Genomic DNA, 22,286 nt, shown 5'->3' with positions numbered 1-22,286 from the left:
CACCCCCAACGGAGACGCCGCATGGCACGTGGCATTGCCGTCGACTGCCGCACCGCGCCCCACGCATGCAGCGCACTTGAAGCACCGCGCATCCGTGCGGTGGCAAGAGCCATGCAGTACATCGACACGCATCTGTGCGAACCGATCACGGTGACCCATCTGGCCACGGCCGCGTGCATGAGCCGCTTCCATTTTGCGCGTGTGTTTCGCGATGTGGTCGGCGCCAGCCCGATGGAATATCTGCGCCGCCGCCGCATTGAGCGTGCACAGGCCTTGCTGCGCGAAGGCCGCCACAAGATCAGCCAGATCGCCAGCGAGCTGTGCTTCTTCGACCAAAGCCATTTCGTCCGCAGTTTCCGCCATGCCACCGGCTGCACGCCGGCGCGCTTTGCCGCGCAGACCGTCTGCACTACCGCACACAGCACGCCGGCCAGTGCGCCGCGGGCTGCCACGTCTTCCTTCTCACCACTCCTGGAGCACCACCGATGACCACCGCCACCGCCGTCCCCGGCAAGTCCCTGCTGTCGCCGAACGACCACGCCCTGATCCTGATCGACCACCAGTCGCAGATGGCGTTTGCCACCCACACCATCGACATCTCGGCCCTGCGCAACCACGTGGCGCTGATCGGCAAGGCCGCCAAGGGCTTCCAGGTGCCGGTGGTGCTCACCACGGTGGCGGAGAAGTCGTTCTCCGGCCCGCTGTTTCCAGAGCTGCCGGAGATCTTCGCCGGCGAGCCGGTGTTCGACCGCACCAGCATGAATGCCTGGGAAGACCAGGGCGTGATCGACCGCATCAACGCGATCGGCAAGCGCCGCCTGGTGATCGCCGGTTTGTGGACCAGCGTGTGCATCGTCGGGCCGACGCTGTCGGCGATCGAACAGGGCTTTGATGTGTACGTGATCACCGATGCCTGCGGCGATGTCAGCGATGAGGCCCACGAGCGCGCCATTGCTCGCATGGTGCAGGCCGGCGCAGCACCGATCACCAGCGTGCAGTACCTGCTGGAACTGCAGCGCGATTGGGCGCGCAGCGACACCTACGACCTCACCACCGGCATCGCACGTGCGCATGCAGGCGGCTACGGCATCGGTATTCAATACGCCAAGACCATGTTCGGCGCGCAGGAAGGCGGACATTGAACAGCCACGCACCGGCACGCTCGCCGGGCCTGGACGCGGCGCTGTTGATGCTGCGGCTGGCTGGCGGTGGCTTTCTGCTGCCGCATGGCCTGGGCAAGTTGCTGGGCTGGTTCAACGGCCCCGGCCTTGCCGGTTTTGCTGCGGAATTGCAGCAGTTCGGGCTGCCAGCGACGGCGCCACTGCCGCTGCTGTTGGCGCTGGTGCAGAGCCTGTCTGGAGTGGCGGTGCTGATCGGGCTGTGGACGCGCGCCAGCGCGGCACTGGCCGCGGCGTTCATTGCCACCACCGTGGTGATTGCCATTCCCAAGGGCTGGTTCTGGATGCATGGCGGCATGGAATACCCGCTGATGTGGGCGCTGGTCTTGCTGGCGCTGGTATGCGCCGGCGGTGGCGCGTGGTCGCTGGACGGCCTGCGTCGGCGGCACGTGTCATGAGCACGCCCACTGATTCCCACGATGCCGGCCGGCGCCAGCTGTTGCAGGGTGCCGCCGCCGGCCTTGCACTGGGCATTGCGCCTGCTGCGTTGACTGCCAACAGGACGCCTCCGATGGTCGATCTCATTCTCCGTAATGCACGTATCACCACGCTTGACCCGCGCCAACCCAGCGCCACTACGCTGGCGGTGGCCGATGGCCGCATCGTGGCAGTGGGTGACGATGCGCAGATCATGGCCATGGCCAAGCAGGCGCGTGTCATCGATGCACAGCAGCGACGCGTGGTGCCCGGGCTCAACGACAGCCACACGCATCTCATTCGCGGCGGTTTGAACTACAACCTGGAGTTGCGCTGGGACGGCGTGCGCTCGCTGGCCGACGCCATGGCATTGCTCAAGGCGCAGGTCGACCGGACGCCGGCGCCGCAGTGGGTGCGCGTGGTCGGCGGTTTCACCGCGCATCAGTTCATTGAAAAGCGCCTGCCAACCCTGGACGAGATCAACGCGATCGCGCCGGATACACCGGTGTTCCTGCTGCATCTCTACGACCGCGCCTTGCTCAATCGCGCGGCGTTGCGTGCATGTGGTTACGACAAGACCACGCCGGATCCGCCAGGTGGCCGCATCGAGCGCGACAAGCTCGGCAATCCCACCGGCCTGCTGCTGGCCAAGCCGAATGCGTTGATCCTGTATGCCAGCCTGGCGAAAGGGCCGCGGCTGCCGATCGAATACCAGGCCAACTCCACGCGCCATTTCATGCGCGAGCTCAACCGCCTGGGCATCACCTCGGTCATCGACGCCGGTGGCGGGTTCCAGAACTATCCGGAGGACTATCAGGTCATCGAGCAGTTGCATGCGGCCGGGCAGTTGAGCGTGCGCATCGCCTACAACCTGTTTACCCAGAACAAGGGCAAGGAAGTCGCCGATTTCCGCGGCTGGACCGAGGTGTTGCCGGTCCGCAAGGGCGACGATCTGCTGCGCCACAACGGTGCCGGCGAAATGCTGGTGTTCTCGGCGGCCGATTTCGAGCAGTTCAGTGAGCCGCGCCCGGAGCTTGCGCCGGAGATGGAACCGGAACTGGAGCAGGTGGTGCGCCTGCTGGTGGAAAAACGCTGGCCGTTCCGCATCCACGCTACCTACGACGAAAGCATCTCGCGCATTCTCGATGTCTACGAACGCGTCAACGCGGACATGCCGTTCGATGGCCTGCACTGGTTCATCGATCACGCCGAAACCATCACGCCGCGCAACATCGATCGCATCCGCGCGTTGAACGGCGGCATCGCGGTGCAGCACCGCATGGCCTATCAAGGCGAAGCCTTCGTGCAGCGCTACGGCGTGCAAGCCGCACGCCATACGCCGCCAGTGCGGCGCATGTTGGCGGCCGGTGTGCCGGTGGGCGCGGGCACCGATGCCACGCGCGTGGCCAGCTACAACCCGTGGGTGGCGCTGTCGTGGCTGGTCACCGGCCGTACTGTCGGAGGGCTGGCGCTGTATGGCGACGAGAATCTGCTCGAGCGCGAGCAGGCCTTGCGCTTGTGGACGCAGGGCAGTGCCTGGTTTTCCGGTGATGAAGACAAGAAGGGCACTTTGGCGCCTGGTCAGTTGGCCGATTTCATCGTCTTGTCGGATGACTATTTCCGCGTCGACGATGCCGCCATCGCCGATATCACCAGCGTGCTGACCGTGTTGGGCGGTACCGTGGTGCACGGTGACGGCGACTTCGCTGCACTGGCGCCCAGCCTGCCGCCGGCAATGCCGGAATGGTCGCCGGTCAACCGTTTTGGTGGCTATCACGTGGGCGGTGCGGTGAGCGGGCTGGCCAGCGTGGCGCATGCGCATGGCCCTGGCTGCCGCACCCACGGCACACATGGGCATGCCGCGCACCACGCCGCACCCAGCGACGATCTGCGCGGCTTCTGGGGGGCATTGGGATGCGCATGTTTCGCGTTTTAAGGCCGCAGCAGCGCCTGGCTGCGGCGAGAGGTCAGCGCATCGTTGCAGCACAGGTCTGCAACCTTAAGAAGGCGTGTGCAGTGTCCGTCGCGGGCGCCTGGCCGGACCGCGCGTTTTTCCGTTCTGGAGTGTGGCAATGACAACCGCTTCGATCCCACCGGCTGACGCCGGTGCCTGGGCACCGCTGCGCCAACCGATCTTCCGTGCCCTGTGGCTCGCCATCCTGGGCAGCAATATCGGCACCTGGATCAACGATGTGGCCGCCTCCTGGGTGATGGCCGAACAGACCGGTTCGCCGCTGATGGTGGCGGCGGTGCAGTCGGCCACCACGTTGCCGGTGGTGTTGTTCGCACTCGCCGCCGGCACCTTGGCCGACATCGTCGACCGCCGCCGCTATCTCATGCTCACCCAGGGCTGGATGCTGCTGGTGGCCGCGTCGCTGGCGCTGCTGTCGCACCTGCAGTTGCTCACCCCTTGGGTGCTGGTCGCGCTGACCTTCGCCATGGGCATGGGCGCGGCGATGGCAATGCCGGCGCAAGCGGCGATCGTCTCGGAGCTGGTGCCGCGCCCGTTGCTGGCCTCGGCAGTGGCGCTCAACTCGATCGGCATGAATATCGCGCGGTCGATCGGGCCGGCAATCGGCGGTTTGATCGTGGCGCAGTTCGGCCCGCCATGGGCCTTCCTGCTCAATGGGCTCACCTTCGGCTTGATGATGTGGGTGCTGTGGCGCTGGCGTCGCGAGACGCAGGCATCCGCATTGCCGCCGGAGAGCTTTGGTGCGGGCCTGCGTGCCGGTCTGCGCTATGCGGCGCGCGCCGGGCGTCTGCAGGCGGTGTTGATCAAGGCGGCCGGCTTCTTCCTGTTCGCCAGCGCGCTGACTGCTTTGTTGCCGCTGGTGGTCCGCCGCGACATGCAGCTGGGTGCGGGCAGTTACGGTCTGTTGCTGGGCTGCATCGGCATTGGCGCGATCAGTGGTGCGCTGGTGTTGCCGCGCTTGCGTGCACGCTATGACCGCGACCTGCTGGTGTTCGTCGCCACGTTGATCTGCGCAGCCTCGCTGCTGGGGTTGGCGCTCTCGCGCCAGATTGGCGTGTTGTGTGTGGTGATGGTGGTCAACGGCCTGGCCTGGATCACCGTGTTGTCGTCGCTGCAGATCGCTGCGCAAACCTCGGTGCCGGCCTGGGTGCGCGCCCGTGCGCTGTCGCTGTATATCGTGGTGTTCTCGCTCGGCATGGCCAGCGGTTCGTTGTTGTGGGGTGCGCTGGCGCAACGCACGTCGATCGCGATCGCACTGCAGATTGCCGCAGCCGGTGCAGTAATTGCCGCGCTGCTGGTCAAACGCGCACGCATCGCCGGCACCGAGCAGCTCGATCTCGCACCGGCGGGCCACTGGCCCGCACCGGCGCAGGCCGATGGTGTCGAACATGACCGTGGCCCGGTGCTGGTGACCGTGGAATACCGCATCGCCGATGACGCACGTGCAGAGTTTGTGCGCCTGGTGACACAGCTGGGCAGTGCACGCCGCCGCGACGGCGCGGTGGTGTGGGGCGTGGCCGAGGACGCCGCCACGCCCGGCGTGCAGCTGGAATACTTCATCGTGGCCTCGTGGCTTGAACACCTGCGTCAGCACGAGCGCGTAACCGGGGACGACCGCCAGCTGCAGGAGCAGATCCGCGCTTTGCATCAGGGCGAACGCGCGCCGCTCGTGCGTCACTTTGTGGGTGGCGGTGGTGCGGCGGTGCCGCCGCATACGCATTCGGATATTTGATCCACAGGCGGCTGCAGTCTGTTTGCCGGGCTTGTTAGCCGCGCGGCGAATGCAGATCGCAAATGTGCAACGGGCGCCTGTAGGGGTGCCCGTTGTGTTTTTTCCGATGTGTGCTGCTACCGAGCACGGTCACGCTCAGGCGATCTTAGATCAATGACGTGCACGCGAGAAAAGCGTGCTTTGCAGCGCGATATGGCGTCGTAAAACGTTGCGTTCTGCTGCGTGTGGCCTGCGCCTTGTGGGCGAATCGCGAGCGGGCACACTGTCCGTCCGGCGCGGGCGGTGTTACCTCGCAGGCCGGCTACCGGCATCTGGACGAGGTGATGGCGTGACTAGGGTGATCTCGGATTGCTAAGTTGCAAGTGAGCGCGCGATCCAGTGTGTGCGCTGATGCTCGATCATGCCGCTGGTACAGGTATGCGTAATCAATATGCCGAATCCGGCAAAGGCAGGGCAGAGGCTGAAGCAACCGCGATGTCCCAGCGCCTGCATTCTTCGCCACCAGAACCCAGATTGGCCTGCAACCAAACGGTAGCGCGGCGTGTCGTACATCGCGGCGTGGCAGCCTTCGATCTTCTTCAGATCCAGCAGCAGCTTGACGCCCAGATACGGCGTAAACACCACCGCCACCACCCACGAGGCGATCAACACAATGCCGACGATCCAGAACAGGCGATTGGTTACCTGCCTATCTAATCCAAAGCGCATGCTCTGCTGCCGCGATGGCAGTGATCCAGACCAAGTGCCCCAAGAGGATCCATAAAAAAAGCCGGCTCTCGCGAGCCGGCTTTTCACGCAATCAACTGGATCACGCCTTGGCGAAGGCCAGCAGATCCTTGTTGAACTGGTCGGCGTGGGTCACCGGCAGTCCGTGCGGCGCACCGGCATAGATCTTCAGCTCTGCGTTCTTGATGATCTTGGCCGACAGCTTGCCCGATGCATCGATCGGCACGATCTGATCGTCGTCGCCATGTACCACCAGCGCCGGCACATCGATCTTCTTCAGGTCAGCGGTGTAATCCACTTCCGAGAATTCCTTGATGCAGTCGTACTGGCCCTTGTGCCCGCCCAGCATGCCCTGCCGCCAGAACGAATCGCGCATGCCCTGGGTGACTTTATTGCCGTCGCGGTTGGCACCGAAGAACGGGGTGGTCAGGTCCTGGTAGAACTGCGAGCGGTCCTTGGCAACACCTTCGCGGATGCCGTCGAATACGCTGATCGGCAGGCCGCCCGGGTTGGTCGGGCTCTTGACCATCTGCGGCGGCACCGCGCCCACCAGCACCACCTTGGCCACGCGCTTGCTGCCATGGCGGCCGACGTAATGCGCCACTTCGCCACCGCCGGTGGAATGGCCCACCAGGATGGCGTCCTTCAGATCCAGCGCCTCGATCACGGCGGCCAGATCATCGGCGTAGGTGTCCATGTCGTTACCGTCCCAGGTCTGGCTGGAGCGGCCGTGGCTGCGGCGGTCATGTGCGATGACGCGGAAGCCGTTCTGACCCATGAACAGCATCTGCGCATCCCAGGCATCGGCGCTGAGCGGCCAGCCATGCGAGAACACGACGGGCTGGCCCTTGCCCCAGTCCTTGTAGAAGATCTTGGCGCCATCGGGGCGGGTGACAAAGTTCGACATCGGTGTAGCTCCGTGAGAGGTGGGATGGGTGGGGGAAGTGGATGACGCACGCGCGGGAGTTGCCGCACTGGCGAAGGCGGGCAGCGACAACGCTGCCACCGCGACCGTGCCGGCAACGAGAAAATTGCGTCGCCCGGAATCGGCCGGAGACGGCTCGAACGGATGCATGGAAACTCCTTGGTGGGGAAGCGCACCGGTTGCGCCAACGGCCGAGGTCGCCACTGTGACCAGGAAGGCGATTGCGGGTGGGCTGGCAGGCCGCCGGCGCCGATGCTGCCGCCAGTAAAGCGTGCACGCGGCGCGCGAGATTGCATCGGCGTGCGCACTGGCGTGGCTGCATCTCGCTACAGGCTGCATCTCGATGCGTGCACCACATCGCCAGTACAGGGCGGTGCAGTGCAATGCAGCGCAGTGCACCTTTAGCACCATCTGCAAGACCGGCACGTGCAAGCACAAGCGTGCGCAGTGCCGCCGCCCGCTTGCCTCTCACCCCAACGCGAATTCCCAAAGCAGCTTGAGGTTCAGGCCAACGATCACCAGAGCAATCACCCAGGCAAGGCGCACCAGCCATGCCGGCGCCACCAATGCGCCCATCAAGCCGCGGTCAGCGACAAAGCGCACCAACGGGATCACCGCGAACGGCAACTGCATCGACAGCACCACCTGGCTCAAGACCAGCAAGCGGGCGGTACCGGCCTCGCCATACAGCCAGGTCACCACCACTACCGGCACGATGGCGATGCCGCGGGTGAGCAGGCGGCGCATCCACGGCGGCAAGCGCAGGCGCAGGAAGCCTTCCATCACGATCTGCCCGGCCAAGGTTGCGGTCACTGTCGAATTGACGCCCGAGGCGAGCAACGCCACTGCGAACAGGGTCGAGGCCAGGCCGACGCCGAGCATCGGTGCCAGCAGCGCGTGCGCCTGTTCGATCTCCTGCACGTCGGTGCGGCCCTGCGCATGGAACACCGCCGCCGCCAGGATCAGGATGGCGGCGTTGATGAACAACGCGAACATCAAGGCCACGGTGCTGTCGGTGACTGCCCAGCGCAGTGCCGAACGGCGGCCTGCATCGGTGCGCGGATATGCGCGCGTTTGCACGATCGACGAGTGCAGATACAGGTTATGCGGCATCACGGTGGCACCGATGATTCCGATCGCCAGATACAGCGCATGCGGGTTGGTCACCACTTCGGCACGCGGAATGAAGCCGGCCAGCACTGCGGCGATCGGCGGCGCCGCCAGCGCGATCTGGATGCCGAAGCACACGAAGATCACCAGCAGCAATGCCATGACGAACGCTTCCAGCGCACGGAAGCCGCGGTTCATCAGCAACAACACCAACACCACGTCCAGCGCAGTGATGATGGCGCCCAGTGTCAGCGGAATGCCGAACAGCAACTTGAGTGCGATCGCCGTGCCGATCACTTCGGCCAGATCGCAGGCGATGATGGCCAGCTCGCACAGCCCCCACAGCGCCAGGTTGATGCCGCGCGGGTAACGTGCGCGGCAGGCCTGCGCCAGGTCCAGGCCGGTGGCGATGCCCAGCCGTGCCGACAACCCCTGCAGCACGATGGCCATCAGGTTGGAGAGCAGGATCACCGACAGCAGCAGATAACCGAATTGCGAGCCGCCCGCCAGGTCGGTGGCCCAGTTGCCCGGGTCCATATACCCGACCGAGACCATGTAGCCAGGGCCCAGAAACGCCAGCAAGCGGAACCACCAGTGGCCACCCTTGGGCACGGCAACGCTGGCGTGCGCGGCACCCAGCCCACCATCGGCTGGGCGAATGGGTTCTGCGATCGGGACGATCTCGCTGGACATGGGCGGGCGAAAAGACGGGACGCGGCCGATGATATAGCAAGTGCTATGCTGTTGAGCATTGGCAATCTCAATCGTATTGATCGGCGCCGTGCTTCACACTACGCATCCCGGCAGTTGCGCCGGAGGCGATGACGAGGACAAGGGTGGGCAAGAGCGAAAAGCTGGACGCGTCCGCACCGGTATTGATCGATGCGCAGGTGCACATGGAGAGCTTCCGCCAGGTGCGCGAGGCGCGCCGTGCCGAATTGGTCGAAGACTATGTCGAGCTGATCTCCGATCTGCTGGTCGACGGTGGCGAGGCGCGCCAAGTCGATATCGCTGCGCGTTTAGGCGTGGCGCAGCCCACCGTGGCCAAGATGCTCAAGCGCCTGGTGCGCGATGGCTGGGTGGTGCAGCGGCCGTATCGCGGCGTGTTTTTGACCCCGGCCGGCGAAGCGCTGGCGGCCTCCAGCCGGCAGCGGCACCAGATCGTCGAGCGCTTCCTGCTTGCGCTGGGTATCGACGAGGCCACCGCGCGGCGTGACGCCGAAGGCATCGAACACCACGTCAGCGAAGCCACCGTCGCCGCTTTTGCCGCGTTCCTGGAACGGCAGGGCAACAGCACCCCGTGAGCGTGTCGCCCGATCACCACGCGCAAGACGCACACCTGCAAATCGACCAGCAATGGATGACTCACGCCTTGCGGCTGGCCGAACGTGCCGAGCGGGACTATGACGAGATTCCGGTCGGCGCGGTGCTGGTGGATCCAACCGGCGCGCTGCTCGGCGAGGGCTGGAACTTCAACATCGCCAGCCACGACCCCAGTGCGCATGCCGAGATCATGGCCATGCGCGAAGGCGGCCGGCGGCTGGCCAACCACCGCCTGATCGGCTGCACGCTGTACGTGACGTTGGAGCCGTGTGCAATGTGCGCCATGGCGATGATCCATGCGCGCATTGCGCGGGTGGTGTTCGCCGCCAGCGACCCCAAGACCGGCGCCTGCGGCAGCGTGTTCGACCTGCTCGCCGACCCACGCCACAACCATCGCGTGCAGGTCAGCGGCGGGGTGCTGGCCGCCGAGGCCGGGCTGCGCCTGACCAATTACTTTCGCGCCAAGCGTGGCAAGCCGCCGCTCGTGCCCTGATCGGCATGGCCGCGGTATGATGCGCGCCCTTTCAGCACCCGGCCGGCAACGGCCCTCCACAGGACGGTGATATGGCAGACAACGTTGCGGGCAACGACCGACTGATCTGGATCGATCTGGAAATGACCGGCCTGGATACCGATCGCGATTCGATCATCGAGATCGCCACCATCGTGACCGATGCGCAGTTGAACGTGCTCGCCGAGGGGCCGGAACTGGCCATTGCCCATTCGCTGGAAACCCTGGAAGCGATGGACGAGTGGAACCGCAACCAGCACCGCCGCTCCGGCCTGTGGCAACGCGTGCTCGACAGCCAGGTCACCCACGCGCAAGCCGAGGCGCAGACAGTGGCCTTCCTGAGCGAATGGATCCGCGCCGGCGCCTCGCCGATGTGCGGCAATTCGATCTGTCAGGACCGCCGTTTCCTGCACCGCCAGATGTCACGCCTGGAGCGCTACTTCCACTACCGCAACCTGGACGTGTCCACCATCAAGGAACTGGCGCGGCGATGGGCACCGGCAGTGGCCTCCGGCTTTGCCAAGAGTTCGGCGCATACGGCGCTGAGCGACGTACGCGACTCCATCGACGAGCTGCGGCACTACCGGCAGTTCATGGGCACGCTAGGTGGCGATAACGGCGGCGGTGTGCAGAACTGAGGTTCCCAACTGGCAACACGGCTGCGAGGCTCCGGCATTCGTGCGGCTAGCGTATCGCTGTACCGCGCACCTATTGACCGGACACCCGCAGTAACAAAAAGGGCCGCATCATCAATGCGGCCCTTTTGTTTGACTCACTACAACGCGTGCCAATGTAGGCTCAACGGGCCAGCGGCGGCCCCTTGGTCAGATCGCCATCGTCGGTGACGCCCTTGCGCAGCAGCTCGGCGATCGGCTTGCCATCGGCATCGTGGTGATACACGTGCAGGTCGCGCTGCGGGTAGGGGATGCTCAGTCCGTTTTCCAGCAGCTGGTCGCGGATCTGCTCCAGCGTGGTGCTCTTGGCCGCGCCGAAATTGCCGTTGCTGGCGTAAGCAAACAGCATCAGATCCACCGTGCTCTCGCCCAGGTTGGTGACCTGGACGAACGGCGCCGGTGTGTCCAGGACGTTCGGGTTGTCCTTGGCAATCTGCAGCAGCAGTTGCTGCGCCTTCTTCAAATCGTCGCCGTAGCCGACGCCCACGGTGACCTCCAGGCGGCGGGTCGGCAGGGTGCTGTAATTGATGATGGGTGCGGTCGTGATCGTGCTGTTGGGTAGCGTGATCATGCGTTCGTCGAACGCCTTGATCCGGGTCTGGAAGATCCGGATCTCATCGACAATGCCTTCCTGGCCGGCAATCACCACGTGGTCGCCATCGCGCATCGGCCGCAGCACGATCAGCATGACGCCCGCAGCGATGTTGGACAGCGAGTCCTTCAACGCCAGACCCACTGCCAGACCGGCCGCGCCGAGCACCGCAATCAGCGACGTCGGCGGCACGCCGATCTTGCTCAGTGCGCTCACGAACACCAGCACCAGCAACAACGCATACGACACGTTGCGCAGGAAGTTGGCCAACGTGATTTCGACCCGTGCCCGCGTCAGTGCGCGGTGCAGCCACTGGCTGAGTTGCTTGGCCAGCCACATGCCCACCACGAGGATGAGCAGTGCCAACCCGCAATTGAGCGCGTACTCCGCCCAATTGAGGTTGCTCCAGTCAAAGGCCGGCGACTTCGCTGCCGCCGGTTTTGCGGCGGCCGCTCCCGCAGCCGCCGCCAACACTCCACCCACCATTCCCATCAGCCCTCGCTCTTGAGCTTGGCCAGGCGCAGCCAGGTATCGACCACGGTGTCAGGATTCAGCGACACCGACTCGATGCCTTCCTGCATCAACCACTCGGCCAGTTCCGGGTGATCCGACGGCCCCTGGCCGCAGATGCCCACGTACTTGCCCTTGGCCCGCGCCGACTTGATCGCCATCGACAGCAGCTTTTTCACCGCCGGGTTCCGCTCGTCGAACAGGTGCGCCACGATCGAGGAATCGCGGTCCAGGCCCAGGGTGAGCTGGGTCAGGTCGTTGGAGCCGATCGAGAAGCCGTCGAAGATCTCCAGGAACTCATCGGCCAGCAGCGCATTGGACGGCAGCTCGCACATCATGATGATCTTCAGCCCGTTCTCGCCTTGTTTGAGCCCGTTCTGCTCCAACACCTCGATCACCTTGCGGCCTTCCTCCAGCGTGCGCACGAACGGAATCATGACCCAGAGGTTGTCCAGGCCCATCTCGTTGCGCACCTTCAACACCGCCTTGCACTCCAGCGAGAACGCCTTGGTGAAGGACGGATCGACATAACGGCTGGCGCCGCGGAAGCCGATCATCGGGTTCTCTTCGTGCGGCTCGTAACGCGAGCCACCGATCAGGTTGGCGTATTCGTTGGACTTGAAGTCCGACAACCGCACGATCACCGTGTTCGGCGCCACCGACGCGGTCAGGGTCGCGATGCCTTCGGCCAGGCGGTTGATGTAGAAGCTCACCGGGTCGCCGTAGCCGGCAATCTTGGCGTCGATCTTCTTGCGGACGTCGGCGTCCTGCTTGTCGTATTCCAGCAGTGCGTTGGGATGGATGCCGATGTGCGCGGCGATGATCATCTCCAGACGCGCCAAGCCGATACCGGCGTTGGGCAGCTGGCCGAAGTCGAATGCGCGCTCCGGGTTGGCCACGTTCATCATGATCTTGAGCGGGGCAGGCGGCATGTTGCCCAGGTCGGTGGTGGTGCGCTCGAACGGCAGCAAGCCTTCATAGATGAAGCCGGTGTCGCCCTCGGCGCAGCTCACGGTGACTTCCTGGCCGTCGCTGATGACGTCGGTCGCATTGCCCGAACCCACCACCGCCGGCACGCCCAGTTCGCGCGCGATGATCGCCGCGTGGCAGGTGCGGCCACCGCGGTTGGTGACGATGGCCGAGGCACGCTTCATCACCGGCTCCCAATCGGGGTCGGTCATGTCGGCAATCAGCACGTCGCCGGCCTGCACGCGATTCATGTCTTCCAGCGAGCGCACCACGCGTGCCACGCCGCTGCCGATCTTGGCGCCAACCGCACGGCCTTCGACCAGGATCTTGGCGTCCTTGGCTTCCAGCGAGAAACGCTCGATCTGGGTGGCATGGCTGCGCGACTTCACCGTCTCCGGGCGCGCCTGCACGATGAACAGCTTGCCGCTCACGCCGTCCTTGGCCCACTCGATATCCATCGGGCGGCCGTAATGCTTTTCGATCACCAGCGCCTGCTTGGAGAGCTCCTGCACATCTTCGTCGCTGATCGAGAAAGTGTTGCGCAACTCCACCGGCGTGTCTTCGATGCGCACGCGTTCACCGGGCACATCCGAATACACCATGCGGATTGCCTTGCTGCCGAGCGAGCGGCGCAGGATTGCCGGCTTGCCCGCAGTGAGCGTGGGCTTGTAGACGTAGAACTCGTCCGGATTGACCGCGCCTTGCACGACCATTTCGCCCAGGCCGAAGCTGGAGGTGACGAACACCACGTCGCGGAAGCCGGACTCGGTGTCCAGGGTGAACAACACGCCGGACGAACCCACGCCGGAGCGCACCATCAACTGCACGCCGGCCGACAGGAACACATCTTCGTGCTTGAAGCCGTGGTGCACGCGGTAGGCAATCGCGCGGTCGTTGTAGAGGCTGGCGAATACTTCCTTGACCTTGTGCACCACGTCGTCGGCGCCGGTCACATTGAGGAAGGTTTCCTGCTGGCCGGCGAACGAGGCATCGGGCAGGTCTTCGGCGGTTGCCGACGAACGCACAGCCACGGCCACTTCGCCGCCGCCGTTCTCGGCGCAGAGTTTTTCGTAGGCGCTGCGGATGTCGCGGTCCAGCTCCGGCTGCAGCGGGGCGTCGATCACCCAGCCGCGGATCTCCTTGCCGGCGACCGTGAGCGCGGTGACGTCTTCAACGTCCAGCGTCTCCAGCTTGTCGAAAATGCGCTTTGACAGATCGTTGTGCGCGATGAAGTCCTTGAATGCTTCGGCAGTGGTCGCATATCCACCGGGAACCGAAACGCCCAACCCGGCCAGGTTGCCGATCATCTCGCCGAGCGAGGAATTTTTACCGCCTACGCGGGCCAGATCGACCAGGCGTAGCTCATGCAACCACAGGATATTCTCGTTCAAGCGCGATGCTCCGTATGGCCATCGCCCGAGCGGGCTGAATGGCCGCGACCGTAGGAAGAAGCCGCTATGATGCAGTGCACAGCGGAGCCTGCACAAGCATGAACCCGTAAGTTTTGGACACTAGTTCAAAGAGGTGGAGTCGATGTCAACAATCCGGCCGGTGTTTTACGTGTCCGATGGAACCGGTATCACCGCTGAAACGATTGGGCATAGCCTGCTCACGCAGTTCAGCGGGTTCAACTTTGTCACCGACCGTATGTCGTTCATCGATGATGCAGACAAAGCGCGCGATGCAGCACTGCGTGCGCGCGCGGCAGGCGAGCGTTACCAGGTGCGGCCGGTGGTGGTGAATTCGTGCGTGGATCCACAGTTGAGCATGATCCTGGCCGAGAGCGGCGCATTGATGCTGGATGTGTTTGCTCCCTTTATCGAACCGCTGGAGCGTGAGCTCAACGCGCCGCGTCATTCGCGCGTGGGTCGCGCGCACGGCATGGTCGACTTCGAGACCTATCACCGCCGCATCAATGCGATGAACTTCGCACTCAGCCATGACGATGGCATCGCGCTCAATTACGACGAAGCCGATGTGATCCTGGTGGCGGTGTCGCGCGCAGGCAAGACGCCCACCTGCATCTACCTGGCCTTGCATTACGGCATTCGCGCCGCCAACTATCCGTTGACCGAAGAAGACCTCGAAAGCGAACGCTTGCCGCCCCGGCTACGCAACTACCGCAGCAAGTTGTTTGGGCTGACCATTGACCCGGAGCGTTTGCAACAGATTCGCCAGGAGCGGCGTGCCAATTCGCGCTACAGCGCAGCGGAGACGTGCCGCCGCGAGGTGGCCACGGCCGAGCGCATGTTCCAGATGGAACGGATTCCAACCCTCAGCACCACCAACACCTCGATCGAGGAAATCTCCAGCAAGGTGCTGTCCACGCTCGGCTTGCAGCGCGAGATGTTCTAGGAGCGGGGATTGGTGCGGCGGGAGTCGGGATTGCTGAAGCGGGCAGGCCGCCACTGTCTGCTTACTGCAGCAATGCGGCGCGGTATGGCCGGTCGGCACCCGGTGACGTATTGAAGCGGGCGGGGCAGTGCTCCGCCAAGAGTGGCCCGGCCTTCGGCCGCCGTCAATGCTGCCCGTGCGGCAGCCCAGCGTGTAGGATCGATGCATGGCGCAAGCACTGAGTAAGCTCGAACGCATCCCCAAGTTGAGCCGGTTCGGCTGGCTGATGGGGCTGTATGCGGAAAACTTCCAGCACCTCACCCGGCTGTTCGCGCCGGCCGACCTCGCTCCGGGTTCGTATGTGTCCTCGATCGGCGACGGCCTGGACCTGCGGCTGGACGTCATCGAATGCCACCGCTACACGGTGGAACTGCGGCTGACCTACGACCTGTGTGACCCGGTCACCGGCGAGCCGGACCCGTCCGCATACGTGCGCTTGTATCGGGATGCGCGCCAGGCCGAAACCACGCATTGCTACGTCGGCCGCCGCTGGCAGGACACCATGGGCATGTTCCCGCCGCCTGCCGAGCTCATCAGCCACCGCATGCGCATGAATACGTTCCTGGGCAAGTGGCTGGATTATCTGGCCGAGCGCGGCCATGGCGTCGCCACGCTGCGCTTGGACACCGACTACGTCGCGCCGCCGCGCGCCAATGCGCAGCCCGCTGTCAGCTGATCGCTGCGCGGCGCGCAGCTTCGGTCATACTGATGTGCTTCGTGTCTGATCGTTCGCCATGCCGCATACCCCGATTGTCGCCACGCTCGGCTACCTGCTGTCGCCGGATGGCACCCAGGTACTGATGATCCATCGCAACGCCCGCCCCGGGGATCATCACCTGGGCAAGTACAACGGGCTCGGCGGCAAACTGGAAGCCGATGAAGATGTGTTGGCCTGCATGCGCCGCGAAATCCGCGAGGAAGCCGGCGTGGAATGCGGCCAGATGCAGCTGCGCGGCACCATCAGCTGGCCGGGCTTCGGCAAGCAGGGCGAGGACTGGCTGGGATTCGTGTTCCTGATCCACAGCTTCGACGGCACGCCGCAAACCTCCAACCCCGAAGGCACCCTGGAATGGGTCCCCATTGCGCAGATGGACCAGGTGCCGATGTGGGAGGGCGACCGCAACTTCCTGCCGCTGGTGTTCGATGGCGACCCGCGTCCGTTCCATGGCGTGATGCCGTACCGGGACGGGCGCATGCAGTCGTGGTCGTATTCGCGCGTGTGAGGGTTGCGCGCGGTCTGCGGCGCAAGCATGCAATCTCGGTGACTGGGCTTAGCCATCACTGACGGCCGAACTGTGAAGCCCACCGCACCGGCTTTGCCAACTTCTCCACACCCCCTGTGGATGGAAGTTGCGCAAGTCTGTGGACAACCGTGTGCAGGCCTTGCCCCATCTGGCTGTCAAGAGCCCTGGTGAAAATTTCGCCACCGCTTCATTGCGCGGTCCAGCCACCGTCGATGGCGATGGCCTGGCCGGTGAGATTACGCGCCGCGTGCGACATCAGGAAGGCCACGGTGCCGGCCAGTTCGTCGTACTCGATGAAGGCGCCTTTGGGCATCGGCTTGAGCATCACCTCGCGGATCACCGCGTCTTCGGCAATGCCGCGCGTGCGTGCCTGGTCGGCGATCTGCCGCTCCACCAGCGGCGTGCGCACATAGCTGGGGCACAGCGTGTTGGCGGTGATGTCGCAGTCGGCGGTTTCCAGCGCGAGCACCTTGGACAGCCCGATCAGCCCATGCTTGGCAGCCACGTAGGCGCTCTTGTAAGGGCTGGCCACCAGCGAATGGATGCTGCCGATGTTGACGATGCGCCCGTAGCCGCCCGCACGCATGCCCGGCAGCACCGCGCGGCTGAGACGTGCGGCACCGGTCAGCATCACGTCCACCAGCAGCGCCCAGCGCTGCATCGGGAACTCCTCCAGCGGCGCAACGTGCTGCAGGCCGGCGTTGTTGACCAACACCTCGGGCGCGCGCGCGGCGGCCGCCAGTGCCTGGGCAATGCTGTGCTCGTCGGTGACGTCCAGTACCAGGGCCTCGGCCGATCCGCCGGCCGCACGCACCTGCTGGGTGGTCTGCTCGGCCGCGGCCAGGTCGGCGTCGCTCACCAGCAGGTGGTGGCCGTCGGCGGCAAGAACGGTGGCCAGGCCGGCGCCGATGCCGCTGCCGGCACCGGTGATCAGGATGCTGCGCATCGGGTGTCCTCGTGGAATGCGGCACTGAAACGGTGCCAGTGGCCGCCAGGGTAGCCGAGCACGTTGAAACGGTCGCCTGCGCGTCGCGCGCGCGTTACCCTTTGCGCCTCGATGCCCTCAGGTTCCGCATGAAACGCCATTTTTCGATGCTGCGCGACTTTCAACTCGCAGACTGGTTCACGCTGGCAAACGCCTTTTGCGGCACCGGGGCGGTGTTTGCGGCCATGCGGTTTCTGCAGGAAGGCCACCGCGGCGACCTGTTGCTGGGCATGGCGCTGATTCCGCTGGCCTTCGTCTTCGATGCGCTGGACGGTCACGTGGCGCGCTGGCGCAAGGCGTCCTCGACGCTGGGCCGCGAGCTGGATTCGTTGGCCGACGTGATTTCGTTCGGCGTGGCGCCAGCCGCGCTTGGCTATGCCTGCGGCATGCGCGGCGGCTGGGACTGGCTGGTGCTCAGTTATTTCGTCTGCTGCGGCGTGAGCCGGCTGGCGCGCTACAACGTGACCGCCGAAGAGATCGCCGGCGAGGCCGACAAGGTGCCGTATTTCGAAGGCACACCGATCCCCACCAGCCTGGTGCTGGTGATCCTGCTGGCGGTGGCGGCCAGCACCGGGCATATCGGCCAGACGTTGTGGTGGGGGCAGTGGCAGCTCGGGCCCTGGCAATTCCACCCGCTGGTGCTGCTGTTCGCGGTGTCCGGCTCGCTGATGATCAGCAAGACGCTGCGCATCCCCAAGCCCTGACCGGTGCGGCGGAACACACGCGGTAGGATGGCTGGGTAGACCAGCCACGGGAGTGGACGATGACAACCAGCGGTTCGGACAACGGCAACTTCGAAGACAAGGCGCGCCAATACTGGAGCGCCTGGGGAGATGCCATGCGCCACGGCCAGTCCGCTTCCGCCGCGCAACCGCCGCCGGGCCCGGCTGGCGAGACGCCGCAGGACTGGCGCAAGGCGGTCGACTGGTGGTCGCAGGTGTTGCCCACGCAGGCCGCCCCGCAGGCGCAGGAGGCGATCAACCGCTTCCGTACCCAGGCCGGGGACTGGTACGGCACCATGCAGCAGGTGGCCGCGCAGTTCGCCGGTCGCGATACCTCTGCCAGCGCGGTCTCCGACGCCTGGCGGCACGCCGTGCAAGGGCAGGGCGAGCAATTGATGCAATGGACGCTGGGCTCGCTGCATGGCGGCAGCAAGGGCGGCTTCGATCCGTGGTTGCAAGAAGCCGCGCAGGCGTTGCAGCGCTGGCGCGAAGACAATGCCGCCTGGCTGGAGATGCCGGCCTTCGGCCTCAATCGCAATCATCAATCACGCTGGCAGACCTTGGCCCGCGCGCAGCAGGATTACCAGGCGCAGTCGCAGGCCTATGCCGAGCAGCTCAAGGCAGCGATCGACCAGGCGTTTGCGCGCTTCGAACGCAAGTTGAGCGAACACGAAACCAGTGGCAGCCAGCTGACCAGCGCGCGCGCCTTGTTCGATCTGTGGATCGAAGCGGCTGAAGAATCGTATGCGGACGTGGCGTTGTCGGATCAGTTCCGCGAGGTCTACGGCGGCTTTGCCAACGCGCACATGCGGCTGCGCGCGGCCCTGCAACAGGAAGTGGAACAGGTGAGCGAGCGCTTCGGCATGCCGACCCGTTCCGAGATGGATGCCGCGCATCGGCGTATTGCCGAGCTGGAGCGGGCGGTGCGTCGCATGCTGCGTGGCGCGCAAGCCAAGCCGGCTGCGGCGTCCGCGCCCAAGCCTGATGCGGGCCCGGCGCCAGTCGCCGCTGCCAGCGCACCGCCACGTGCGGCTGCCCAGCCAACAACCCCGCCTGAGGCCGCGCCAGCCAAGCGCGCCACGCGCCAGACAGCAGCTGCGCCAGAGACATCCAGACCGAAAGCATCCAACACGCGACCGGCTGCAAAGAAGGCGACCAAGACTTCCAAGTCGCCGGCGCGCGCACCGAGCGGAGGCAAGCCATGAAGGGCCCGTTGGGATTCAGTGCCGAGGACCTGATGCAGGAGACCTTGTCGATGCAGCGCAAGCTGCGCGAAGGGCTCAAGCTGCTGCCCGGCGTGGAGGACGTGGATTACGGCGTCACCGAACGGCAGGAAGTCTGGCGCGACGGCAAGGTGGTGCTGTACCGGTTCGTCGGCGATGCCGCGCCGGTGGCGCGTACGCCGTTGCTGATCGTCTATGCGCTGGTCAACCGGCCGTACATGGTGGACCTGCAGGCCGATCGTTCGCTGGTCAAGGGCCTGCTCGGTCACGGCCAGGACGTCTACGTACTGGATTGGGGGTATCCGGACCGCTCCGAACGCTATCTCACGCTGGAAGACTATCTACTGCGCTACATCGATGGCGCGGTGGACCATCTGCGTGCGGCGTCGGGTCTGGAGGCGGTGGACGTGCTCGGCATCTGCCAGGGCGGCACGTTTGCGCTCTGCTATGCCGCGCTGGAGCGCGCCAAGATCCGCAATCTCATCACCATGGTCACGCCGGTGGATTTCCACACCCCCGACAACATGCTCTCCAACTGGGCGCGCATGGTCGATGTGGATCTGTTCGTCGACACCATGGGCAATGTGCCTGCGGATCTGATGAATGCCAGTTACCTGATGCTCAAGCCGTTCCGGCTCAACCTGCAAAAATACGTGGGGCTGCTCGACATCCTCGATGACAAGCAGGCGCTGGAGGACTTCCTGCGCATGGAAAAATGGATCTTCGATTCGCCCGACCTGGCCGGCGAAGCGTTCCGCGAATTCGTCACCCAGTTCTACCAGCGCAACGGCCTGGTCACCGGCGATGTGCGTATCGGCGGGCAGGCGGTGGATCTGCACGCTGTCGACATGCCGGTGCTCAACATCTATGCCGAGCACGATCACCTGGTGCCGCCCGATGCCTCGCGCGCCCTGCGTGGGTTGGTGGGCAGCGAGGACTACACCGAGCTGAGCTTTCGCGGTGGGCACATCGGCATCTACGTCTCGGGCCGTGCACAGCGCGAGGTGCCCGTGGCGATCCATCGCTGGCTGCAGGCGCGTGGCGGCAACGGTTGACGCAGTGATGCAACGGGGTGGGCGTGCGTCACGCACGCGTGCCGTCACGATCCGCTGTAGCTGGCCTGCCTACACTGTGAGATACATTCCAGGAGGCTGCTCATGTCCACCACCACTGCACTGTCCCGTTCCCTCAACGACCGCATGATTGCCGGCGTCGTCGGCGGCATCGCGCGCCGCTTCGGCTGGAGCTCGACCCTGCTGCGCATCCTGTTCGTGATCGTGTCGATCGCTTCGGCTGCATTTCCCGGCATCCTGGTCTACCTGATCCTGTGGCTGCTGATCCCGAATCAGGCCGACTGAGCCGCGTCCCGCGCTGGCTGGGCGCGCTGCAGGTACTGGGTGCGCTGTGGACGTTGCCGAACACGCTGATCGGGCTGGCGATCGGTACGTTGGGCGCCTGTTTTGGCGCGCGGCCGCGCTGGTCAGCCACTGAGCGCGCAGTGGTCTTCCATGCCTGGCCATGGGGGCCGGGCGGGGCGATGACGTTGGGCAATGTCATCTTGTTGAAGGGCGCATCGTTGGAGTTGCAATGCGCCACTTATGCGCATGCCGCCGGTCGCTGCGTGCACCCGGCGGTGCGGCTCGGCGATCACGAGCGCGCGCACGTGTATCAATACATGCTGCTCGGCCCGCTATTTCTTCCGGTGTACCTGCTGTGCGGCGGCATCCACGTGCGCAACCCGCTTGAGCGCGCCGCAGATGCCTACGCAATACACGGCCACGGGTGGTGGCCGTGGTGGTCTCAGCCCAGTCGCGAGAAGCCGAACAAGTCCGACAACGGGTAAGCGCGGCCTTCCAGTTGCGCACGTAGCAGGCCGGCGCCGATCGCGCTGTAGGTGATGCCATTGCCGCCATATGCCATGGCAAAGGCCACACGCGGGCCGTGCTCGGAATGCGTGCCGAAGAACGGCAGCCCATCGGCGGTTTCGGCAAACGTGCCGCCCCAGGCGAACACCGGCCGCAGCCGCACGTCCGGCATCACCTTGGCGATCTTCTTCAGCAGCGTGTCCATCTTGCTGAGCACGCGTGCGTCGCGGCGCGCGGGAATATCAATGCTGTCGTCTTCGCCGCCGGCCACCACGCGGCCATCGGCGGTGGTGCGCACGTAGAGGTAGGGGCGCGCGGTCTCCCACATCATGGTGTGCTTGAGCGCGCCCACATCGGTGTCGTGCAGCGGGTCGGTGACGAAGGCATAGCTGCTGCGGTTGCGTGCGACCCGCTGCGACAGCCACTGCTGGTTGCCATAGCCGGCGGCCATGATCACGTGCCGCGCGCGCACATTGACCCCGTCCTGGGTGCGCAGATCGACATGCTGGTCATGCGCCTGGAGGGTGGCGATGGGGCTGCGGTCGTAGATGCGGCCGCCGTACTGCTCGCATTCTGCGAACAACCGGTAACACAGGCGGTAGGGGTCCACGCTGGCGGCGAGCCGGCTGAGAATGGCGCCTTCCGAACGCACGCCGTAGTCGTGCCACAGCGCGTCACCGGCGATCCACTCCACCGGCAGCGCATGTGTCTTGCGTGCGTCCAGTTCGCGCTGCAGATCCTTGAGATCCCGCGCACGGCTGGCGTAGTACAGGCTGTCCTGGCGCGTGAAGTCGCAGCCGCCCAGGCCATCGCAAAGCTCCTGCAGATCCAGGATCGCTTTTGCGCACGCACCATAGGCCAGCGCGGCGGCAGGCATACCGTACTGCGCCGCCAGATCCACCATCGGCGTGTCGATCTCGTATTGCAGCAACGCAGTGCTGGCCGAGGTGCTGCCCCAGCCGATCTCACGTTGTTCGATCACCACCACCTCATGGCCGTGGCGCAGCAGCTCGTGTGCGATCAATGCCGCGGTCACACCGCCGCCAATGATTGCCACCTCGCAGTGGGTGTCCTGCTCCAGGCGCGGATAGGGACGCATCAATCCGTTGCGGATCGACCAGAACGGATAACCACTTTTGAGGTTCATGCGGTGTCGGTGAGCGGGCGGAACTGGATTGGACGATCAAGCGGGGTGAAGCGGCCGTGACGCGTGC

22 protein-coding genes and 1 pseudogene are annotated in these 22,286 nt (G+C 65.1%); 16 read left to right on the top strand and 7 right to left on the bottom strand.

The genetic code is table 11. From position 1 onward, the window contains the following. The first annotated feature begins 21 nt into the window (after positions 1-21). From XCC_RS11350 to XCC_RS11330, 5 genes are all read left to right on the top strand, one after another. Complete coding sequence (locus tag XCC_RS11350; protein ID WP_011037324.1) at positions 22-489, top strand: helix-turn-helix transcriptional regulator; 468 nt, start codon at positions 22-24, stop codon at positions 487-489. Next, on the top strand, positions 486-1,142 hold the full coding sequence (locus XCC_RS11345) for a hydrolase (RefSeq protein WP_011037323.1): 657 nt from the start codon (positions 486-488) through the stop codon (positions 1,140-1,142). The genes XCC_RS11350 and XCC_RS11345 overlap by 4 nt, the downstream gene beginning before the upstream one ends. Beyond that, positions 1,139-1,576: a DoxX family protein gene (locus XCC_RS11340; RefSeq protein WP_011037322.1), complete on the top strand. Its 438-nt coding sequence runs from the start codon at positions 1,139-1,141 to the stop codon at positions 1,574-1,576. The genes XCC_RS11345 and XCC_RS11340 overlap by 4 nt, the downstream gene beginning before the upstream one ends. 113 nt (positions 1,577-1,689) lie before the next feature. Beyond that, a complete protein-coding gene (locus XCC_RS11335; protein WP_029628952.1) occupies positions 1,690-3,531 on the top strand; it encodes an amidohydrolase in 1,842 nt (613 codons plus the stop codon). A gap of 136 nt (positions 3,532-3,667) precedes the next feature. After that, on the top strand, positions 3,668-5,299 hold the full coding sequence (locus tag XCC_RS11330; RefSeq protein ID WP_011037320.1) for an MFS transporter: 1,632 nt from the start codon (positions 3,668-3,670) through the stop codon (positions 5,297-5,299). A gap of 531 nt (positions 5,300-5,830) precedes the next feature. Here the strand turns inward: XCC_RS11330 and XCC_RS22805 are convergent. From XCC_RS22805 to XCC_RS11315, 3 genes and pseudogenes are all read right to left on the bottom strand, one after another. Continuing rightward, positions 5,831-5,974 (bottom strand): annotated as a pseudogene (locus tag XCC_RS22805) (AcrB/AcrD/AcrF family protein); the annotation flags it as partial. A 133-nt stretch (positions 5,975-6,107) separates the two neighbouring features. After that, positions 6,108-6,932, bottom strand: coding sequence for an alpha/beta fold hydrolase (locus tag XCC_RS11320; RefSeq protein ID WP_011037318.1), 825 nt, complete (start codon positions 6,930-6,932; stop codon positions 6,108-6,110). 486 nt (positions 6,933-7,418) lie between these two features. After that, on the bottom strand, positions 7,419-8,753 hold the full coding sequence (locus tag XCC_RS11315; protein ID WP_011037317.1) for an Nramp family divalent metal transporter: 1,335 nt from the start codon (positions 8,751-8,753) through the stop codon (positions 7,419-7,421). A 143-nt stretch (positions 8,754-8,896) separates the two neighbouring features. Here XCC_RS11315 and mntR point away from each other — a divergent pair, with 143 nt between their 5' ends. From mntR to orn, 3 genes are all read left to right on the top strand, one after another. Beyond that, positions 8,897-9,364 carry a manganese-binding transcriptional regulator MntR gene (mntR, locus tag XCC_RS11310; RefSeq protein ID WP_011037316.1) on the top strand — a complete coding sequence of 156 codons (468 nt, stop codon included), beginning with the start codon at positions 8,897-8,899 and terminating at the stop codon, positions 9,362-9,364. Between the two features lie 56 nt (positions 9,365-9,420). Beyond that, positions 9,421-9,876 carry a tRNA adenosine(34) deaminase TadA gene (gene tadA / locus XCC_RS11305; protein ID WP_161963314.1) on the top strand — a complete coding sequence of 152 codons (456 nt, stop codon included), beginning with the start codon at positions 9,421-9,423 and terminating at the stop codon, positions 9,874-9,876. Positions 9,877-9,947: 71 nt separating this feature from the next. After that, positions 9,948-10,532 (top strand): oligoribonuclease, encoded by a 585-nt coding sequence (gene orn / locus XCC_RS11300; RefSeq protein WP_011037314.1) that lies wholly within the window; start codon positions 9,948-9,950, stop codon positions 10,530-10,532. A gap of 160 nt (positions 10,533-10,692) precedes the next feature. Here orn and XCC_RS11295 read toward each other — a convergent pair whose 3' ends face one another. Next, positions 10,693-11,652, bottom strand: a complete 960-nt coding sequence (locus XCC_RS11295) for a mechanosensitive ion channel family protein (RefSeq protein WP_011037313.1) — start codon at positions 11,650-11,652, stop codon at positions 10,693-10,695. Next, positions 11,652-14,030 (bottom strand): phosphoenolpyruvate synthase, encoded by a 2,379-nt coding sequence (gene ppsA, locus XCC_RS11290; protein ID WP_011037312.1) that lies wholly within the window; start codon positions 14,028-14,030, stop codon positions 11,652-11,654. The genes XCC_RS11295 and ppsA overlap by 1 nt, the downstream gene beginning before the upstream one ends. 142 nt (positions 14,031-14,172) lie before the next feature. Between ppsA and ppsR the strand changes: the two genes are divergently transcribed. From ppsR to XCC_RS11275, 3 genes are all read left to right on the top strand, one after another. Continuing rightward, a complete protein-coding gene (gene ppsR / locus XCC_RS11285; protein ID WP_011037311.1) occupies positions 14,173-14,994 on the top strand; it encodes a posphoenolpyruvate synthetase regulatory kinase/phosphorylase PpsR in 822 nt (273 codons plus the stop codon). A gap of 205 nt (positions 14,995-15,199) precedes the next feature. Continuing rightward, complete coding sequence (locus XCC_RS11280) at positions 15,200-15,709, top strand: DUF1249 domain-containing protein (RefSeq protein ID WP_011037310.1); 510 nt, start codon at positions 15,200-15,202, stop codon at positions 15,707-15,709. Positions 15,710-15,767: 58 nt separating this feature from the next. Then, a complete protein-coding gene (locus XCC_RS11275; RefSeq protein WP_011037309.1) occupies positions 15,768-16,256 on the top strand; it encodes an NUDIX hydrolase in 489 nt (162 codons plus the stop codon). A gap of 208 nt (positions 16,257-16,464) precedes the next feature. On the opposite strand, the gene XCC_RS11270 is transcribed toward XCC_RS11275, so the two are convergent. Continuing rightward, on the bottom strand, positions 16,465-17,223 hold the full coding sequence (locus XCC_RS11270) for a 3-hydroxybutyrate dehydrogenase (RefSeq protein WP_011037308.1): 759 nt from the start codon (positions 17,221-17,223) through the stop codon (positions 16,465-16,467). Positions 17,224-17,351: 128 nt separating this feature from the next. Between XCC_RS11270 and XCC_RS11265 the strand changes: the two genes are divergently transcribed. The 5 genes from XCC_RS11265 to XCC_RS11245 all read left to right on the top strand — a co-directional run bounded on the left by XCC_RS11265 (position 17,352) and on the right by XCC_RS11245 (position 21,050). After that, positions 17,352-17,966 carry a CDP-alcohol phosphatidyltransferase family protein gene (locus tag XCC_RS11265; RefSeq protein WP_014507867.1) on the top strand — a complete coding sequence of 205 codons (615 nt, stop codon included), beginning with the start codon at positions 17,352-17,354 and terminating at the stop codon, positions 17,964-17,966. 59 nt (positions 17,967-18,025) lie between these two features. Further along, positions 18,026-19,189, top strand: a complete 1,164-nt coding sequence (gene phaE / locus XCC_RS11260; protein ID WP_011037306.1) for a class III poly(R)-hydroxyalkanoic acid synthase subunit PhaE — start codon at positions 18,026-18,028, stop codon at positions 19,187-19,189. Next, positions 19,186-20,262, top strand: a complete 1,077-nt coding sequence (locus tag XCC_RS11255; protein WP_011037305.1) for a class III poly(R)-hydroxyalkanoic acid synthase subunit PhaC — start codon at positions 19,186-19,188, stop codon at positions 20,260-20,262. Before phaE ends, XCC_RS11255 begins: the two co-directional genes overlap by 4 nt. A gap of 102 nt (positions 20,263-20,364) precedes the next feature. Next, positions 20,365-20,565, top strand: a complete 201-nt coding sequence (locus tag XCC_RS11250) for a PspC domain-containing protein (RefSeq protein WP_011037304.1) — start codon at positions 20,365-20,367, stop codon at positions 20,563-20,565. Next, positions 20,535-21,050: a hypothetical protein gene (locus XCC_RS11245; RefSeq protein ID WP_011037303.1), complete on the top strand. Its 516-nt coding sequence runs from the start codon at positions 20,535-20,537 to the stop codon at positions 21,048-21,050. The genes XCC_RS11250 and XCC_RS11245 overlap by 31 nt, the downstream gene beginning before the upstream one ends. Here XCC_RS11245 and XCC_RS11240 read toward each other — a convergent pair. Then, the gene (locus XCC_RS11240) at positions 21,008-22,219 is read right to left on the bottom strand and encodes an NAD(P)/FAD-dependent oxidoreductase (protein WP_011037302.1); all 1,212 of its coding nucleotides are present in this window, start codon (positions 22,217-22,219) and stop codon (positions 21,008-21,010) included. The two genes, XCC_RS11245 and XCC_RS11240, sit on opposite strands and share 43 nt — an antisense overlap. Positions 22,220-22,286: the final 67 nt, after the last annotated feature.

This window comes from Xanthomonas campestris pv. campestris str. ATCC 33913, from assembly GCF_000007145.1.
GTDB lineage: Bacteria > Pseudomonadota > Gammaproteobacteria > Xanthomonadales > Xanthomonadaceae > Xanthomonas > Xanthomonas campestris.
The sequence above is the reverse complement of the archived record's forward strand: the minus strand, read 5'-3'. Positions and strand labels throughout refer to the sequence as shown.

Bases quoted from the DNA above. Each gene is read 5' to 3' on its own strand.
- XCC_RS11350 (WP_011037324.1), top strand. From the start codon at position 22: ATGGCACGTGGCATTGCCGTCGACTGCCGCACCGCGCCCCACGCATGC.
- XCC_RS11345 (WP_011037323.1), top strand. From the start codon at position 486: ATGACCACCGCCACCGCCGTCCCCGGCAAGTCCCTGCTGTCGCCGAAC.
- XCC_RS11335 (WP_029628952.1), top strand. From the start codon at position 1,690: ATGGTCGATCTCATTCTCCGTAATGCACGTATCACCACGCTTGACCCG.
- XCC_RS11330 (WP_011037320.1), top strand. From the start codon at position 3,668: ATGACAACCGCTTCGATCCCACCGGCTGACGCCGGTGCCTGGGCACCG.
- XCC_RS11320 (WP_011037318.1), bottom strand. From the start codon at position 6,932: ATGTCGAACTTTGTCACCCGCCCCGATGGCGCCAAGATCTTCTACAAG.
- XCC_RS11315 (WP_011037317.1), bottom strand. From the start codon at position 8,753: ATGTCCAGCGAGATCGTCCCGATCGCAGAACCCATTCGCCCAGCCGAT.
- tadA (WP_161963314.1), top strand. From the start codon at position 9,421: ATGACTCACGCCTTGCGGCTGGCCGAACGTGCCGAGCGGGACTATGAC.
- orn (WP_011037314.1), top strand. From the start codon at position 9,948: ATGGCAGACAACGTTGCGGGCAACGACCGACTGATCTGGATCGATCTG.
- XCC_RS11295 (WP_011037313.1), bottom strand. From the start codon at position 11,652: ATGGGAATGGTGGGTGGAGTGTTGGCGGCGGCTGCGGGAGCGGCCGCC.
- ppsR (WP_011037311.1), top strand. From the start codon at position 14,173: ATGTCAACAATCCGGCCGGTGTTTTACGTGTCCGATGGAACCGGTATC.
- XCC_RS11280 (WP_011037310.1), top strand. From the start codon at position 15,200: ATGGCGCAAGCACTGAGTAAGCTCGAACGCATCCCCAAGTTGAGCCGG.
- XCC_RS11275 (WP_011037309.1), top strand. From the start codon at position 15,768: ATGCCGCATACCCCGATTGTCGCCACGCTCGGCTACCTGCTGTCGCCG.
- XCC_RS11270 (WP_011037308.1), bottom strand. From the start codon at position 17,223: ATGCGCAGCATCCTGATCACCGGTGCCGGCAGCGGCATCGGCGCCGGC.
- XCC_RS11265 (WP_014507867.1), top strand. From the start codon at position 17,352: ATGAAACGCCATTTTTCGATGCTGCGCGACTTTCAACTCGCAGACTGG.
- phaE (WP_011037306.1), top strand. From the start codon at position 18,026: ATGACAACCAGCGGTTCGGACAACGGCAACTTCGAAGACAAGGCGCGC.
- XCC_RS11255 (WP_011037305.1), top strand. From the start codon at position 19,186: ATGAAGGGCCCGTTGGGATTCAGTGCCGAGGACCTGATGCAGGAGACC.
- XCC_RS11250 (WP_011037304.1), top strand. From the start codon at position 20,365: ATGTCCACCACCACTGCACTGTCCCGTTCCCTCAACGACCGCATGATT.
- XCC_RS11240 (WP_011037302.1), bottom strand. From the start codon at position 22,219: ATGAACCTCAAAAGTGGTTATCCGTTCTGGTCGATCCGCAACGGATTG.